The sequence below is a fragment of the Duganella phyllosphaerae genome, assembly GCF_001758785.1.
Taxonomy (GTDB): Bacteria; Pseudomonadota; Gammaproteobacteria; order Burkholderiales; family Burkholderiaceae_D; genus Rugamonas; species Rugamonas phyllosphaerae.
Map to the genome: position 1 here is coordinate 24,072 of NZ_LROM01000085.1, position 15,690 is coordinate 39,761.

A 15,690-nucleotide genomic window follows, 5' to 3' on the forward strand; every position below is an offset into this window, starting at 1 on the left:
TGTCTGGATGGTGACCAATAGTGTGCAAGCCGATGATTATTTTTGGGCGTCGTAATCGGCGCCATGACAGCCATCCTATACTCGCGTCAATACCAATATTTCAGTGAGACACGTTCCATGACCACCTTCATGACGTCGCGCCGCCAGTTCATGCAATCGGCAGCCAGCGCCGCCGTGATGTCCACGCTGCCATCGCTGGCGCTGGGGATCACCGCCAATGATGGCAGCGAGCCACGGCCGGTCGCCGGCACCGATTTGCGCTGGCTGGACGGCGCCGTACCGGCGCGGTTCGAAGGCGCGACCTTGGGCGTGCCCTGGCCACGCGGTACGCTGCGCGCACCGACCAAGGGGCCGCTGCAAATGCGACTCACTGGCGCCGGTAACGGTGCCCGGGCCGTGCAATCGTGGCCGCTCGCGTACTGGCCCGACGGGTCACTGAAATGGACCGCGCACGCGGTGGCGGCCGGCAATTCCGCCGAGGCATGGCGACTGGAGCTTGGCGCGTCCGCAGCGCCGGCCGTCGGCGGCGTCGCCGTCAAACAGACCTCCGCCCTGATTACCGTCACGGTCGGCCCCACGGTATGGCGCATTCCCACCAGCGGCGAACACCTGATCGCCTCCGCCACCCGCAGCGGGCGCGCCATCGTGCAGGACGTCAAGCTGCTGGCGCTGCGCCAGGACGGACCGCAACCCGACGAAACCGGAACAGTGACACGCCAGCGCTATACCAGCCGGGTGGACCAGGTGACGGTCGAGCAGACCGGCCCGGTGCGCGCCACGCTCAAGCTCGACGGCATGCACCAGGGCCAGGGGCGCAACTGGTTGCCGTTCTCGGTACGCCTGTACTTCTATGCCGGCGCCGAGAGCGTGCGCATGGTCCATACCTTCATTTTCGACGGCGACGCCAAACAGGACTTCATCGCCGGCCTGGCCGTCACCGCCAAAGTGCCGATGTCGGACCCCGCCCACGACCGCCACATCCGCTATGCCGGTGAGGGCGTAGGCGTATGGGGCGAGGCGGTGCGCCCGGTCACCGGCCTGCGCCGCGACCCCGGTGACGCCTACCGCGCCGCGCAAGTGGCCGGCCAGGCACTGCCGCCGTTGGCCGGCATGGCTAAAACGGTGCAGGACGGCCTGCAGTGGATCCCGCAGTGGAACGATTTTTCGCTGACCCAACTGAGCGCCGACGGTTTTACCCTGCGCAAGCGCACAGTTGCCGGCCAGGCCTGGATCGACGTCAACGGCGGCACGGCCAGCAAGGGCCTGGCCTACGTGGGCGGCGCCGCAGGCGGCGTGGCGCTGGGTCTGCGCGACTTCTGGCAGCGCGCCACCACGCGGCTCGACGTGCGCAACGCCGCCGGTGAGGTAGCCGACATCACCGCCTGGCTGTACTCGCCGTCGGCGCCGGCGCTGGACATGCGGCCGTACCGCGCCACCAACGGCATGAACACGCACGAGCAGCAGATCGCTGGCCTGAACATCATCTACGAGGATTACGAAGAAGGGTGGGACTCGGCCACCGGCGTGGCCCGCACCAGCGAGCTGCAACTGTGGGCCTTGAGCGCCACGCCGTCACACGATGTGTTCTCGCACATGGCCGAGCAGGTGGCCAATCCGGCGCGCCTGGTGCTGGCGCCGGAGCGCATCCACCAGTGCGCGGTATTCGGCGACTGGGACGTGGTCGATACCGGCACCCAGGGCCGGCGCCTGCTCGAAGAAAAGCTGTCAGCCCAACTGGACCAGTACCTGCGCGAAGTGAAGCAGCACCGCTGGTACGGCTTCTGGAACTACGGCGACGTGATGCACGCCTACGACAACGACCGCCACATGTGGCGCTACGATATCGGCGGCTACGCCTGGGACAACTCGGAACTGTCCACCGACCTGTGGCTGTGGTACAGCTATCTGCGCACCGGCCGCGCCGACCTGTTCCGCATGGCCGAGGCCATGACGCGCCATACCGGGGAGGTGGACGTGTACCACCTGGGGCCATTCAAGGGGTTCGGAACGCGCCACGGCGTGCAGCACTGGTCCGATTCGTCGAAGCAGCCCAGGGTGTCGAACGCCGCCTACCGCCGCATCTATTATTTCCTGACCGCCGACGAACGCGCCGGCGACCTGATGCGCGAACTGCTCGACTCGGACGCAAATTTGCACAAGGTCGATATCTCGCGCAAGCTCGCGCCCAATGCCGCACGCGCGGCGCCGGATGGCATGATCAACGCATCGTTCGGCACCGTGTGGGGTTCGCTGATCGCGGCCTGGCTGGCCGAGTGGGAGCGCACCGGCAATAGTCGTTGGCGCGACAAGATCGTCAACGGCATGCAGACCATCGGTGGTCTTAAGCGTGGCTGGTTCGCCTCGGCCGCGCCGTACGATCCGAAGACCGGCAAGTTCGGCGGCGCTGGCGACTACTTCCAGTTCTCGAACCTGAACGGCGTGTTCGGCGTGGTGGAAATGAATTCCGAACTGCTGGCGCTGGTGGACGTGCCGGCCTACCGCAAGACCTGGCTCGCGTACTGCCGCGCCTACAACGCGCCGAAGGAAGACCTGGTGGCGCTGCTGGGGCGCGATCCCGGCGGGCGCGGCATGACCAATACCAACTCGCGCATGACCGCTTACGCTGCCTACCACGAACGCGACCGTGCGCTGGCGCTGCGCACCTGGCGCGAATTCTTCGGCGACGACTTCGCCAAAAACGCCGCCCGCGACGCGCCGCGTCATATCGACGGCACCGCCACCCTGCGCCCGCTTGACGAACAGCCCAACATCAGCACCAACGGCTCGGCGCAATGGGGCCTGGCAGCGATCCAGAACATGGCGCTGGTCGGGGGCAGCCTCGACGAAGCGGCGCGGGCCGCCGGCCTGTTGCGCTAACCACTACCTGACCACGAAAACACTCATGAAAAAACTGCTGATCGCCTTGTGCCTGGTGCTGTACTTTGGTGCTGGAACCGCTGCTGCTGGCGACACCGCCGCCAATGCCGAGCTGCGTCCGGCCCTGCTGCTGACCGCTTCGCAGTCGCGCGACAGCCAGGACTTGTCGGGCCAGTGGACCTATTCGAAAGACCTGTACCGCACCGGCCTGAACGACATCAATGGATGGGTAGCCAAATCGCGCATGCAGCGCTACCGCGACATCGACATCGCCGCTGCGGAAGCGAAGGGCGGCGTCGAGTTCTTCGAGTTCGACCTCGATCGCAGCGCGCAGATGAACATTCCCGGCGCCTGGAACGCGGCCGCGCCCACCTTGCGCTACTACGATGGCCTGGTCTGGTTCCAGCGCAAATTCAACGCGCGCAAGGAGCCTGGCAAGCGCGCCTTCCTGCGCTTCGAGGCGGTCAATTACCGCGCTTACGTGTACCTGAACGGCAAGGAAATCGGCCGCCACGAGGGCGGCTTCACGCCGTTCGTGCTGGAAGTGACCGACGCCCTGCGCGCCGGCGACAACCGCCTGACTGTCGGTGTCGATTCCACCCACGACGCCCAGACCATTCCTACCCCGATCACCGACTGGGACCTGTACGGCGGCATCACGCGGCCGGTGCGCCTGATCACCACGCCCGCCACCTTCATCGACGACGCCACCCTGAGCCTGGGCCAAGATGGCCGCATCACCGGCGCCGTGCAATTGCAGGGCGCGCAGGCGGCCGGACAGGTCGTCAAAGTGGCGATTGGCGACCTGGCCACGGCCAGCGCCACCACCGATGCCAACGGCCGCGCCGTGTTCGCGCTGGCCGCGCCAGGCAAGCTGCAACGCTGGTCGCCCGACAGCCCCACGCTGTACGACGTGCGCTTTACCACCAGCGGCGACGCTGTGCGCGACCGCATCGGTTTCCGCACCATCGCCGTCAGGGGCAACGAGATTCTGCTCAACGGCAAACCGATCTTCCTGCGCGGTATCTCGCTGCACGAAGAAGAATTCGGATCTAACCCGGCGCGCAATATGACCGAACAGGCCGCGCGCGCGCTGCTCGGTGAAATCAAGCACGGCTTGAATGGCAACTACGTGCGCCTGTCGCACTACCCGCACTCGGAAACCACGCTGCGCCTGGCCGACGAAATGGGCCTCTTGGTGTGGAGCGAAATCCCCGTGTACTGGACCGTGGACTGGGAAAATCCGGCCGTGCTGCACAAGGCCCTGGTGATGCAGGCCGAGACCGTTTACCGCGACCGCAACCGCGCCTCGGTGGTGATGTGGAGCGTGGGGAACGAGACGCCAGTGTCGCCGGCGCGCACCGCCTTCCACGGCGCCATGGCCGATAACGTGCGCGCGCTCGATCCCACCCGGCTGGTGAGCGCGGCGCTGCTGGTGGAGCGCCATAAAGTGAATGGTGAAGACGTGACCGAAATCCAGGACCCGCTGGCGGACAAGCTCGACGTGCTGGCCGTCAATACCTACGCCGGCTGGTACGGCGCCGACACGCTCGCCGCTCTACCGAACCTGAAATGGAAGCTGCCGACCGACCGGCCGCTGATCCTGTCCGAATTCGGCGCCGACGCGCTGGCCGGCTACCGCAACGACAGCATGAAGAAATTCACCGAGGAATACCAGGCCGAGTACTACCGCCAGACCCTGGCCATGGCCGAACAGCTGCCGACCCTGCGCGGGCTGTCGCCGTGGATCCTGAAAGACTTCCAGTCGCCCCGGCGCGAACACCCGGTGTTCCAGAACGGCTGGAACCGCAAGGGACTGATGTCGGAGACCGGCGTGCGCAAGCAGGCGTTTGGCGTGCTGGCCGATTACTATCGCAGCAAGGCGGCCAGGTAGCCCTGGGCGTTACTTCAACGCCTCCACCAGCCCCGGCGCAAATTCGGCGCCGTACTTGACCTGCGCGGTGGACGCCTTGATGGTGCCGCCGATCGGCTCGGCGCGGCCACCGAGGCACTTGCCGAGGAAGTTCTCGGTCACCGCGTTAAAGGCGATGTTGTTGACCGGGCGCGCAAAGCCGTGGCCCTCGTCCGGGAACTCCACGTACGTCACCGGTATATTTTTCGCTTTCATCGCGTCGACGATCTGCACCGACTCGCGCACGTTCACGCGCGGGTCGTTGGCGCCCTGGCCGATCAGGAGCGGACGCTGGATGTCGGCAGCAAAGTTGAGCGGCGAGCGTTCCTTGAGCAGGGCCTTGCCTTCCTCGGTGGTGGGGTCGCCCATGCGCTTGTAGAACTGCTGCTTGCCCGCTTCCCAGTACGGCGGGATGGTTTGCAGCAGCGTAAACAGGTTGGACGGACCCACGATATCGACGCCGCAGGCAAACGTGGTGGGTGTAAACGCCAGGCCTGCCAGGGTGGCGTAGCCGCCGTACGAGCCGCCCATGATGGCCACCTTGTCGCTGGTGGTGATGCCGTTCTTGACCGCCCAGTCCACCGCGTCGAGCAGGTCGTCGTGCATCTTGCGGCCCCACTGCAGGTCGGCTGCCGAAATGAAGTTCTTGCCGAAGCCGGTCGAGCCGCGATAGTTCACCGACAGCACCGCGTAGCCGCGGTTGGCCAGCCACTGGTGGTAGCTGTTGTAGCCGTAGCGGTCGCGCGCCCACGGGCCGCCGTGCACCATCAGCACCAGCGGCACCGGCTTGCTGGCGCGGCCGGTCCCTGCTGCATCGACTGACTTGGGCAGGGTCAGGTACGACACCAGCGTCAAGCCGTCGCGCGACTTGATTTCCTGCGGATGCATGGCGGCGAGCGGCGCACCTTCGAGCTCGGGCCGGCTGACGTACAACTGGCTCAGTTTCTTGGCTTTGCGGTCGTACAGCCAGGTGGACGAGGGCGCGGTGACCGGATCGACCGTGATCAGCCATTTGTCGTCGGCCTCGTTGCGCGAGCTGAGGAAGAACTGGCCCTTGATGTTTTTCTTCAGGTAGGCCAGGTCGGCTTTCAGTTCCTCGGTGAGCGGTACGTACTCCTGCTTCAGGTAATCGACGCCATAGGCCAGCACGCGGCCGGTGCGTTTGTCCTGCAAGGCGTTGGAGATGTCGGCGCGCGGGTCTTCGGCCACCACCGTGGTTTTGCCGCTGGCGACATCCTGGGCCAGCAGCGCCGACGTGTTGCGGTTGCGCGAGTCGGTCCAGTACAGGGTTTTGCCGTCGGTGGTGAATCCCAGCGGCGCCGTGGTCTGCGAATCGTCGAGCCCCACCTCGGTCACCGGCGTGGTCTCGATCTTGCCATCGACGATGCGGTAGTAGGTGGCGCCGCCATCGGCGCGCGCCTTGATCGTCAGGCGCAGCTTGAGCTGCTCGTCGGCCAGGAAGCCGGCGTAGCCGTCGTTCTGCTGCACCAGGGTCAGTTTGCCGGTCTTGAGGTCGAGGCTGTGGACGTCGTGCCACTTCGGATCGCGGTTGTTGACGCCGATGAGGATGCGGTCCTTGACCTTGCTGCTGATGTTGACGATCTGTACCCGGGTCTTTTCAAACGGCGTGTAATTGGTCTGCTTGCCGGAGACGACGTCAACGCCGTAGAGCAGGAAGTTTTCATCGCCTCCCTTGTCCTGGATGAACAGCACCGTGTTCGAATCGGGCGCCCAGAAGCTGCTGCGGATCGGCCGCGATTTCTCCTCGGTGAGCGGCTTGGCCCTGGCCAGATCGGAGCTCGGCGCCACCCACACATTGAGCACGCCGTCGCGCGGCGCAATCCACGACAGCCACTTGCCGTCCGGACTGATGTTGGCGCCCGACTTGCTGGCATTGCCGAAGATCTTGGCGCGCTCGATCAGCGGCACCTCGCTGGCAGCGGTCGCCGAGGCGGCGACATTCTGGGCGTGGACGGGCAGGGCGCCGGCCAGCAGCAAAACCGGCAGCAGGGAAGGCAGGGCGTTCAGGGCAATACGGTTCATGGATACCTCGTCGAAGTGGCGGGATGGTCAAACATGCCAGGTTTGCATGTGTGAGCCGATGGTAGCGGTAATTGCCCGCGGCGGGGAATTCTTGCGATGGACGGTCGCTGGCGCGGCATGAACGGCGAAAATACAGTACTGCGAATTTGTTGTTGCGGTGCAAAACAGTCCGTCGGAGTGGCGCGCCATGTAATGGCGCATACCGATTTGCAGATTGGACAAACGCATGGTCTTTGAGGCGAGAAAGCAAAAAAAATGCCCACTGCAAGAGTGGGCATCGGCGTCGATACAGCGCTGAGCGGCTGTTATCGGACTGCTCTTAGCGAACTGATGTCAAGAATTCAGGAAGCTGGGCCTGGGTTGATGACAGTGCCCAGCGGCGCCCAAACCCTGCCGCCGAGCGGCATCACCGGCGTTTCTGTCGTGACCTTGCCTTCTGCCTGTAGTTGCAGCAGCGCGTCCAGCGATACCGGGCCTTGCGGGTTGCGGTCTTGATCGAGATACGAGTACTCCATGACCTGTTGCTGCTTCATCCTGGTCTGCGCTGCGGTCATCGCAACTTTTCCGTGCTCGACGGCTTTGTTGCTGACGGTGCGCAGGACCGTCGCGGTTTGCGATCCTACCGCGCCGAGCATCTGTTTCACCCGTTCGCCGTCGTCGTTATTCATGGTGTTGAGCATCCCCATGTCCTGCGGCTCGTCGTTGTGCAGTTCCAGGTAGGGAGCGTTACGGAATCCCAGCGCAGCGGCATAGAATACGTGCGGAATCGATGTGCGCTTGGTGTTGTACGCGCGCGCTGCTTCGTTGAAGCGCTCGCGTTGACGCTCCAGGTCGTTTTCGACGTTATAGATTGCTTCCATCAGGGTATTGTACTGCTGGCTTGATTTCAAATCCGGATAGCGTTGCGCCAGGCCGTTAATCGCCGACACCATCGAGTGCGACTGCTGCTGGATCTGGGCAATATTGGCCGCCGAGATGTCATCCGATATCTTCAGGTGAACGAATTTTTCGGTGTCGGCGTAACCCTTGACGGCTTCGATCAGCTGGTTCGTCAGGCTGACCTGTTTGCGGGCGGTCACGCCAATATTCGAAAAGGCTGCCTTGACGGCTTCCGACAACGCGCGCAGCTGGTTGTATCCGAATAGCGCCATCACTGCGAGGATGATGGCCGCATAGATCGCAATCTTGATGATGGATCCGATGAAATCGAATATGCCCGACATGAGAGTGCCCTTTGCTCTTAATGAAAATGTAAGTAATCATAACATTGCCTGCTCTGCAAATGGGTATGCAGTGAGGCAAAGGAGCAAGAATTTTTCGTTGTGGAAACAAAAACGCCAACCTGCAGAGGTTGGCGTTTTGTTTGATACTGTTCTTGGTGGCCCGGGGCGCAACCAAAAACACCGCCATTTTTCGAATACAGGCCGCCGTTGCAGGAACTCTTGCGCATGGGTCGGCTAGAAAGTTGCCCCTCCAGTTGCCCCGCGCAGTGCAATATTTGTTGATTGGATTCACGTTTTTACTCCTCGAACAGAAGTTCCAGCGTAGCTGTGCGCGTATCGATTTTCAAGCGCACGCAAGTACTGTTGACGGTCCTGTAGGCAAGATTTACGGCCGGGGAGGGTGGGTCGCCGGTGAGAAGCAAGCCATGTTTTCGTTGCACTTAAACTGTCTTGCCCTGCGGGGCCACCCACCCCGTTTAACGCCAGGGGAGGTGGCGGACCACGCTCCCTGGCGTCAAACGGGGTGATCACGCATCGCCCAGGCGCAGCCGTTCGAGGTAATCGGCCCACAGTTGCATCATCGCAACGCGCTCCGGCAGATGGGCGGTGCGGTTATACGCCCGACCATGCGGATCGCGTACCGCGTGCGCCAGCTGGTGTTCGATCAGATCGGCACGCACGCCAAGCACTTCGTCGAGAATGGTGCGCGCCATGGCCCGGAAGCCGTGGCCGGTCATGGTGTCGCGGTCGATCCCCATGCGGCGCATGGCGGCCAGGATGGCGTTGTCGCTCATCGGACGCTGGGCGGTGCGGGCGCACGGAAACACATACTGGCCGGTGCCGGTCAGCGGTTGCAGCTCGGCGAGGATGGCGATGGCCTGGCGTGCCAGTGGCACGACGTGGGCGGTCCTGGTCTTGCTCACGGTGAAGCGCCACTCGCCCGCAGCCAGGTCGATGTCTTCCCATTTTGCCATGCGCAGCTCACCCGGGCGCACGAACACCAGTGGCGCCAGCCGCATCGCGCATTTGACGACGAAGCTGCCCTCGTAATCGTGCAGAGTGCGCAGCAGTACGGCCACCTGCTTCGGTTCGATCACGGCCGGGAAATGACGCACCTTGGCCGGTGGAATGGCGCCGCGCAGATCGGCGGTGAGGTCGCGCTGGGCGCGTTGCGTGGCCACGGCATAGCGAAACACCTGGCTGCAGTTTTCACGCGCCCTGTGGGCCGTTTCGATGGCGCCGCGCTCCTCGATCCGGCGCAGCACCTCGAGCACCATGGCGGGCGTGATCCTGGCCAGGTGGTGCGCGCCAAGCCAGGGAAAGACATCGCGCTCGAGGCGACGGATGATGCGGGTGGCATGCGACTCGGCCCAGGTGGGCGAGAACCTGGCAAACCACTCTCGCGCCACGGTCTCGAAGCTGTGCGGATCGCCGGTCTGGCATAGCGGGTTCTTTTCGGCCTGGCGTTGGGCGCTGGGATCGATGCCCTGGGCGAGCAAGCCAAGGGCATCGCCACGCCTGAGACGCGCTTCCCTGAGTCCAACCTTGGGATAGACGCCCAGCGACAAGCGCTTTTCCTTGCCGTGGAAGTGGTACTTGAAGCGCCACCATTTGCCGCCACTGGGCGCGACCTCGAGATAGAGGCCGGCACTGTCGTACAGCCGGTAAGGTTTTTGTGCAGGCTTGGCCGTGCGAATGATGAGGTCGGTCAGAGCCATGGCAGGCCTCCTTTCGGGGCAACTCTAACCCCGGCAGGGCAACTCTGGCTTGATGTTGCCCTGCCAGGTGCGTGGCTGTAGGCGGACCGTAGAGGATTGCATGTGACGTAAAAAAACCGCAGTCTCCTATGAAGAATGCGGTTTTTTAGACTGCTCAAGACGAACTGAGCGTTGTTCTTGGTGGCCCGGGGCGGAATCGAACCACCGACACAAGGATTTTCAATCCTCTGCTCTACCAACTGAGCTACCAGGCCAAGGCGCGCAATTATAGCAGCCCGGTTTGAAATTGCCAAATGTTTGCTGGCCGCTGCCAGATTTCATGTCGGCCCGCTGTCCGAACTTTGTTATGCTACCGGCTTGACGCCGGCGCGGCCGGCAATCCCATACACGGAGCAGAGGACATGGTCTCCTTACAAGAGCAGTTTTTAAAAGCGGGCCTGGTCGATAAGACCAAGGCCAAACTGGCCAACCAGGAAAAGAGCAAGCAAAAGAAAATCGAACGCCGCACTGGCGAACAGTCGGTGGACGAGGCACGGCTGGCGGCGCAGGAAATCCAGCGCAAGAACGCCGAAAAAGCGCGCGAGGCCAATGCCCAGCGCGATGCAGCGGCCCAGCAGAAAGCCATCATGGCGCAGATCGTGCAGATGGTGCAGCAGAACCGCCAGGACAAGACCAAAAACGGCAAGGACGATATCGCCTACAACTTCACTCATGGCACCAAGATCGAACGGATCTACGTGTCGCCGGCGGTGCGCGAGCACCTGGTGGCGGGGCGGCTGGTGATCGTTGTATTGGGCGCGACGGTGGAACTGGTGCCGCGCGTGATCGCCGACAAGATCGAAGAGCGCGATCCGTCGCTGGTGGTGCGCGTCAAGCAGTCCGCTGCGGTGGTGGAAGAGGATGATCCGTATGCGGCGTTCCAGATTCCTGATGATTTGATGTGGTGAAAAAAATGGCGGAACCGAGGTTCCGCCATTTTTTTATTGCTTGGTTTTGAGCGTCCGCTCGAACAGCTGGTAAATCCGGCGGTACTGGTCATACCAGCTTTCCGCATGCACGTATGCATGGCGTTCCAGCGGGTACGAGGCCAGTTCCCAGTTGTCCTTTTTCAGTTCGATGAAGCGCTGCGCCATGCGCACCGAGTCCTGGTAGAACACGTTGTCGTCCACCATGCCGTGGGCGATCAGGATGTGGCCCTTGAGCTGGTCGGCGTATTCGATCGGCGACGAGATCCTGTACGCTTCCGGGTCCAGTTCCGGCGTGTTGAGGATGTTGGACGTGTACTCGTGGTTGTACGTGGTCCAGTCGGTCACCGGGCGCAGCGCGGCGCCGGCCTTGAACTGGTCCGGCGCGCGCAGCAGCGCCATGAAGGTCATGAAGCCGCCGTAGCTGCCGCCGTAAATACCCACGTTTTTCGCATCGCCCTGCTGGTTGGCCACCAGCCAGTTCAGACCATCGATGTAGTCTTCCAGTTCCGGGTGGCCCATCTGGCGATAGATCGCCGTGCGCCAGTTGCGGCCATAGCCGAGCGAGGCGCGGTAGTCCATGTCGAGCACGATGTAGCCTTGTTCGACCAGCAGGTTGTGGAACATCTGCTCGCGGAAGTACACGGGGAAGCGCTGGGTCACATTCTGCAGGTAGCCGGCGCCGTGCACGAACATCACCACCGGGTATTTTTTTCCGGGTTCCAAGGTGGCCGGGCGGTACAGCTTGGCCCAGACCGGGTCGGCGCCATGCGTCGATGGCACGGCGACGATTTGCGGCGCGACCCAGTTGCGGGCCTTGTAGTCGGCGCTGCGGGTGTCGGTCAGCTGGGTGGCAGCGCCGCCGGTGGCCGGCACGGTGGCGATTTGCGCCGGCATGTACGAGGTCGAGTAGCGCACCAGCAGCTTGCGGCCATCCGGGGACAAGGTAAAGCTCTCCACGCCGCCCAGGGTCGTCAGCTCTTTCACCGCAGCGGTGGCGGTATTGCTGGCGCAGACTTCATACGTGCCCGGCAGTTTCGGGTTGCACAGGAAGTAGGCAGTCTTGCCATCTGCCGACCAGGTCACGTCGCTCGCTTCCCACTTGCCGGCCGTGATCGCGCGCGGCGCGGCGTCCGGTGTTTGCGCGTTCTTCAGGTACAGGTGGGCGTAGCCGCTTTCCTCGGACTGGAACCACAGCGTGCTGTTGTCGGGCTGCCAGCCGAAGTCGTTGCCGCGATTGTTTACCCACGCCACGTCGCTCAGGCGGTGCAGCGGTTGCAGCTTGGCCCCGGCCAGATCGATCGTGGCGATCCAGCGGTCCTTGTTGTCGATCGATTGCGCCATCACCGCCACGCGCGCGCCATCGTCGCTCCAGCGGATCGATTCTTCGCTGCGCTCGAAGCGCAGCGGACGGTTGCCCTTGAGCGGGTCGAGCTTGCGGGCGGCGCGCATCTCGGCCAGCGGGTCGGTGGCGATGCCGGGCAGGGTATCGAAGGCCAGGTTGGTCACCTTGCCGCTGGCGATTTCCAGCAATTTCAATTGGTGCGGCACGGGACCGGCGTCGCTCACGCGCTTGCGTTCGTCGTCGGTTTCTTCGTAGCCCGATTCGGTCACGTAGCGCGGCATCTTGCCGGTGCGGCGCTTGTCGGCATCCTTGGCGCTGGTGATGATCAGCAGGTAGCGGCCACTTGGTGACAGTGCGCTCGATTCGATTACCACCTTCTCGCCCAGGTACACCGGTTTCGGTGCGCGGGTGGCGTCGGCGCTGCGCTCGGCGTCGCGCTGGGCGCGGGTGGCGTCGCGCTCTTCCTTGACCCGCGCCAGGGTGGAGATCAGGCGCAGTTGCAGGTCGCGCAGCGAGTCCGCTTCGGGCTTGGCGTCCGGGTCCTTGGCGGTGCGCAGCACGGCCACCGGCGCCACCAGGCGCTCGCTGCGGCTCCAGTTGAACCAGTCGTTACCGATGCGAAACTGCACGCTCTTGCCGTCTGCCGCGTATTGCGGATCGGCGGCGGCAGCGGTGCCGCGCACGATCTGCGTCAGCGCGCCCGATTTGAGGTCGCGCTCGAACAGGTCGCCGTTGCGCAGCACGAGGGCGCGGGTGTGGTCGTGGTTGTAGACCGGGTTGGCGGTGTCGAGGTTGGCCAGTTGCTTGTCATCGACCTGTTTGGCGGCGCCGCCGGCGATGATGAAGGTGTCGCGCAGCGGCGAGCCGGCGCGCTTTTGCTTGTAATAAACCTGGCGGCTGTCCCAGCCCCACCAGGCCGATTCGACCGGCGTGCCGATCCAGTCGGGGTTGGCCATGGCCTGGTCCAGCGTGATCGGGGTGGGAGCGGCGGAAACAGTGGCAGCGGCAGCGTGGCCACTGGCAAGCGCGGTGGCCAGGATGGCGGCCAGCGCTGATGAAGGCAAGACAAAACGCATGGATGGTTCGCTTTGAAGTTGGGTGGACGGAAGCGCCGGTCGCGGGGTAGAGCGTCACTTTCCGGCGCACGGTATTCTAGCCTAACAGGTCAGGCCGATCGTCCATCCAGGTGGTCAGCGCTGGTCCGAATTGCGCGCCAGCTTGTCGCCACGCGCGCTGAGCGACGCCGGATCACCACGCCGGGGCGCCAGGCGTAGCGCCAGCAGCAGCAACAGGCCCGCCGCCAGGTACGCGCCAACCAGCGCGGCCAGCATGGCGGCGGTATCGCCCCAGGCCAGCAGGCGCGTGCCCAGCGCCGGCCCGAAGGCGCCGCCCAGAACGCCCAGGCTGGTGATGAGGGCAACGCCGATCGCCATCTGCGTCCGCGTGAGCAGGTCGGTGACAATCGCCAGCAGCAGCGGCGTGGCCGAGGCGATGCCGATGGTGGCCAGCGCCAGCCCCGCCAGCGACCAGGCCAGGGCGCCGTCGGCGGCGATCGTCAGTCCCAGGCCGCCGGCGGCCAGCACGGTGCTGGCGACAAAGTGGCCGCGCCGCTCGCGGCGGCGGTCGGAATCGTAGCCGATCGCCACCATGCCGACGATGCCGGCCACGCCCGGCGCCAGCGCCAGCAGCGCCAGTTGCGCAGGGGGCAACTGGGCGCCGGCGGTCCAGCGCTGCAGCAGTGGCGGCGACCAGTGGACGATGGCAAAGCCGGCGCCGGTGAGCAGCAGATTGGTCGCACCGAGCAGCATCATGGTGCGGTCGCGCAGCAGGGCCCACAGCACGGCCAGCGCCGCCGGCGCTTCGTGCTCGTCCACATCGACATCCTTGCTGCTGCCGCCGTGGCGGCGCGCCTCGTCGCGGGCCAGGTCCTGCGCCACCATTTGCTGCTCGAAGCTCGACAGCCAGTCGGCCTCGCCGGGGCGATCATCGAGGTACCACCAGGCAAACACGCCGAGTACCAGCGGCGGCAGGGCCTGCGCCAGCAGCAGCCATTGCCAGCCGTCGAACAAGTCCAGCGGCGCGAGCGCCTGCAACATGGCGGCGGATAACGGCGCGGCCAGCAGGGCGGCAGCCAGCGTGCTGGCGGCGAACAGCGCGATGGCGCGGGCGCGCCGTCCGGACGGGAACCACCAGGTCAGGTAGAGGATCACGCCGGGGAAGAAGCCGGCTTCGAACACGCCGAGCAAAAAGCGGATCAGGTAGAACTCCAGCGGCGAGCGCACGAACGCGCTGGCGGCGGAAAACGCCGCCCAGCCCAGCATCGTGCGCAGCAGCATCTTGCGCGTGCGCAAGTGTTCGAGCAGCAGGTTGCAGGGGATGGCGAAGACGCCGTAGCCGATGAAGAACGCGGCCATGCCCCAGTTGTGCACATGGTCGCGGAAGGCCAGGCTGGCGCCGATGTGACGCGCGACAAGATCGACGTTGACGCGGTCCAGGTACGCGACCGCGCAGCAGAGCATGAGCAGCGGCAGCAGGCGCCAGCTGATCTTGCGGTAAATCGCATCCATGCCGGCCGCGCCGCGCAGGTGCAGAAGGGTGGCGCCTTGACTCATGGTGAGGTGGCAAGCTTGGTGGGCATGCGTCGATATTAGACCTGCCTAATTTGTTAGGCAAGCAATCCCGGCAGTGCCACGCTCAAAACAACACGAACCCGGCTTTCTGATCAGATGCGGATATCCACCGGGCGGCCGGCGTAGGTGGCCGCATGGCGCGGGCGCAGCGATGGCTGGTTGGCGGCGCCGCTGTCTTCCTGCGCCAGCAGCTCGCGGCCGATCTCGAACCACTCGGCGCTCGAGATGACTTTTTGCGCCAGCGGCAGCAGTTCCTGTTCTTCGCGGTCGAGCCGCTTGAGCAGGTTGTGGCAATACAGGTCGATGGTGCGGCACAGGAACTGGCACTGGCTGGCGCTGCGCCGCATGGCCCGCCGCAGGCACTTGTTGACGGCGTTGAGGGTGGCGCTGCCGTGCCGGCTCAGCGATTCGAGGTCCCTGATCAGGGCGTCGCAATTGCGGTCGGTGGCGCGCGCGGCCGCGCACACGGCCGGCATCAGGCACGCTTCGACCTTGCGCTGGTGGCGCGCTTCGGCAAACGTGGTCAGTTGCCTGAGTTGATATTCGATCGTGGCAGGGTCCATTTCCTGCGGACGGCGCCGGATCGACTGCACGGTTTGCAGCAGGCGCGAGATGAACTGGCGTTCTTTTTTCTGTTCGGCGGACAGGGACAGAATCACGTAGGTGGCAGTAAGCATAGCGTTTCCCGTTTCTGACTTGAGCGTATGACTGAGGCTGCGCGGGTGGCGTTGTCGAGAGACGTCCGGCGCGGCGGAAGGGCTACATTAGCGCCGAGTCGGCCGGGTTCAACGCCGATTTACACTTGTTCACAACTGTTCAGAATTCAATGTTGTGTGCTGTTCAATTACCGGCGGGAAAGCGCGTTATTCACATGACATGCCGGTGGTAGTCATGCAAGATTTGAACTGGTGAGCGGGAAATTATGCGCCCATTTTTGTCGGCGTGGAACCGGTAAACGCTTGTCATTGAAATATATT

9 protein-coding genes and 1 tRNA gene are annotated in these 15,690 nt (G+C 64.2%); 3 read left to right on the forward strand and 7 right to left on the reverse strand.

Annotated features, from left to right (window positions below):
* Positions 1–117: 117 nt before the first annotated feature.
* On the forward strand, positions 118–2,877 hold the full coding sequence (locus tag DUPY_RS12340) for an exo-rhamnogalacturonan lyase family protein (protein WP_084640683.1): 2,760 nt from the start codon (positions 118–120) through the stop codon (positions 2,875–2,877).
* Positions 2,878–2,902: 25 nt separating this feature from the next.
* Positions 2,903–4,771, forward strand: coding sequence for a glycoside hydrolase family 2 protein (locus tag DUPY_RS12345; protein ID WP_070248444.1), 1,869 nt, complete (start codon positions 2,903–2,905; stop codon positions 4,769–4,771).
* 9 nt (positions 4,772–4,780) lie between these two features.
* Here DUPY_RS12345 and DUPY_RS12350 read toward each other — a convergent pair whose 3' ends face one another.
* The 4 genes from DUPY_RS12350 to DUPY_RS12370 all read right to left on the reverse strand — a co-directional run bounded on the left by DUPY_RS12350 (position 4,781) and on the right by DUPY_RS12370 (position 10,027).
* A complete protein-coding gene (locus DUPY_RS12350; RefSeq protein ID WP_070248445.1) occupies positions 4,781–6,832 on the reverse strand; it encodes a S9 family peptidase in 2,052 nt (683 codons plus the stop codon).
* A gap of 341 nt (positions 6,833–7,173) precedes the next feature.
* On the reverse strand, positions 7,174–8,055 hold the full coding sequence (locus DUPY_RS12355; RefSeq protein WP_070248447.1) for a LemA family protein: 882 nt from the start codon (positions 8,053–8,055) through the stop codon (positions 7,174–7,176).
* A 527-nt stretch (positions 8,056–8,582) separates the two neighbouring features.
* Positions 8,583–9,773, reverse strand: a complete 1,191-nt coding sequence (locus DUPY_RS12365; protein WP_070248450.1) for a tyrosine-type recombinase/integrase — start codon at positions 9,771–9,773, stop codon at positions 8,583–8,585.
* 178 nt (positions 9,774–9,951) lie between these two features.
* Positions 9,952–10,027 (reverse strand) — tRNA-Phe (locus tag DUPY_RS12370).
* Between the two features lie 147 nt (positions 10,028–10,174).
* Here DUPY_RS12370 and DUPY_RS12375 point away from each other — a divergent pair.
* Positions 10,175–10,720 carry a DUF2058 domain-containing protein gene (locus DUPY_RS12375; protein ID WP_070248452.1) on the forward strand — a complete coding sequence of 182 codons (546 nt, stop codon included), beginning with the start codon at positions 10,175–10,177 and terminating at the stop codon, positions 10,718–10,720.
* Positions 10,721–10,753: 33 nt separating this feature from the next.
* Here DUPY_RS12375 and DUPY_RS12380 read toward each other — a convergent pair whose 3' ends face one another.
* The 3 genes from DUPY_RS12380 to DUPY_RS12390 all read right to left on the reverse strand — a co-directional run bounded on the left by DUPY_RS12380 (position 10,754) and on the right by DUPY_RS12390 (position 15,390).
* Positions 10,754–13,159 carry a S9 family peptidase gene (locus DUPY_RS12380; protein ID WP_070248454.1) on the reverse strand — a complete coding sequence of 802 codons (2,406 nt, stop codon included), beginning with the start codon at positions 13,157–13,159 and terminating at the stop codon, positions 10,754–10,756.
* Positions 13,160–13,273: 114 nt separating this feature from the next.
* Positions 13,274–14,695, reverse strand: coding sequence for an MFS transporter (locus tag DUPY_RS12385; protein ID WP_070248456.1), 1,422 nt, complete (start codon positions 14,693–14,695; stop codon positions 13,274–13,276).
* A 110-nt stretch (positions 14,696–14,805) separates the two neighbouring features.
* Positions 14,806–15,390 (reverse strand): hypothetical protein, encoded by a 585-nt coding sequence (locus DUPY_RS12390; protein ID WP_070248458.1) that lies wholly within the window; start codon positions 15,388–15,390, stop codon positions 14,806–14,808.
* Positions 15,391–15,690 lie beyond the last annotated feature (300 nt).

Excerpts from the sequence above, each read along its gene's own strand:
- DUPY_RS12345 (WP_070248444.1), top strand. The coding sequence starts at position 2,903 with ATGAAAAAACTGCTGATCGCCTTGTGCCTGGTGCTGTACTTTGGTGCT.
- DUPY_RS12350 (WP_070248445.1), bottom strand. The coding sequence starts at position 6,832 with ATGAACCGTATTGCCCTGAACGCCCTGCCTTCCCTGCTGCCGGTTTTG.
- DUPY_RS12375 (WP_070248452.1), top strand. The coding sequence starts at position 10,175 with ATGGTCTCCTTACAAGAGCAGTTTTTAAAAGCGGGCCTGGTCGATAAG.
- DUPY_RS12380 (WP_070248454.1), bottom strand. The coding sequence starts at position 13,159 with ATGCGTTTTGTCTTGCCTTCATCAGCGCTGGCCGCCATCCTGGCCACC.
- DUPY_RS12365 (WP_070248450.1), bottom strand. The coding sequence starts at position 9,773 with ATGGCTCTGACCGACCTCATCATTCGCACGGCCAAGCCTGCACAAAAA.
- DUPY_RS12390 (WP_070248458.1), bottom strand. The coding sequence starts at position 15,390 with ATGCTTACTGCCACCTACGTGATTCTGTCCCTGTCCGCCGAACAGAAA.
- DUPY_RS12355 (WP_070248447.1), bottom strand. The coding sequence starts at position 8,055 with ATGTCGGGCATATTCGATTTCATCGGATCCATCATCAAGATTGCGATC.
- DUPY_RS12340 (WP_084640683.1), top strand. The coding sequence starts at position 118 with ATGACCACCTTCATGACGTCGCGCCGCCAGTTCATGCAATCGGCAGCC.
- DUPY_RS12385 (WP_070248456.1), bottom strand. The coding sequence starts at position 14,695 with ATGAGTCAAGGCGCCACCCTTCTGCACCTGCGCGGCGCGGCCGGCATG.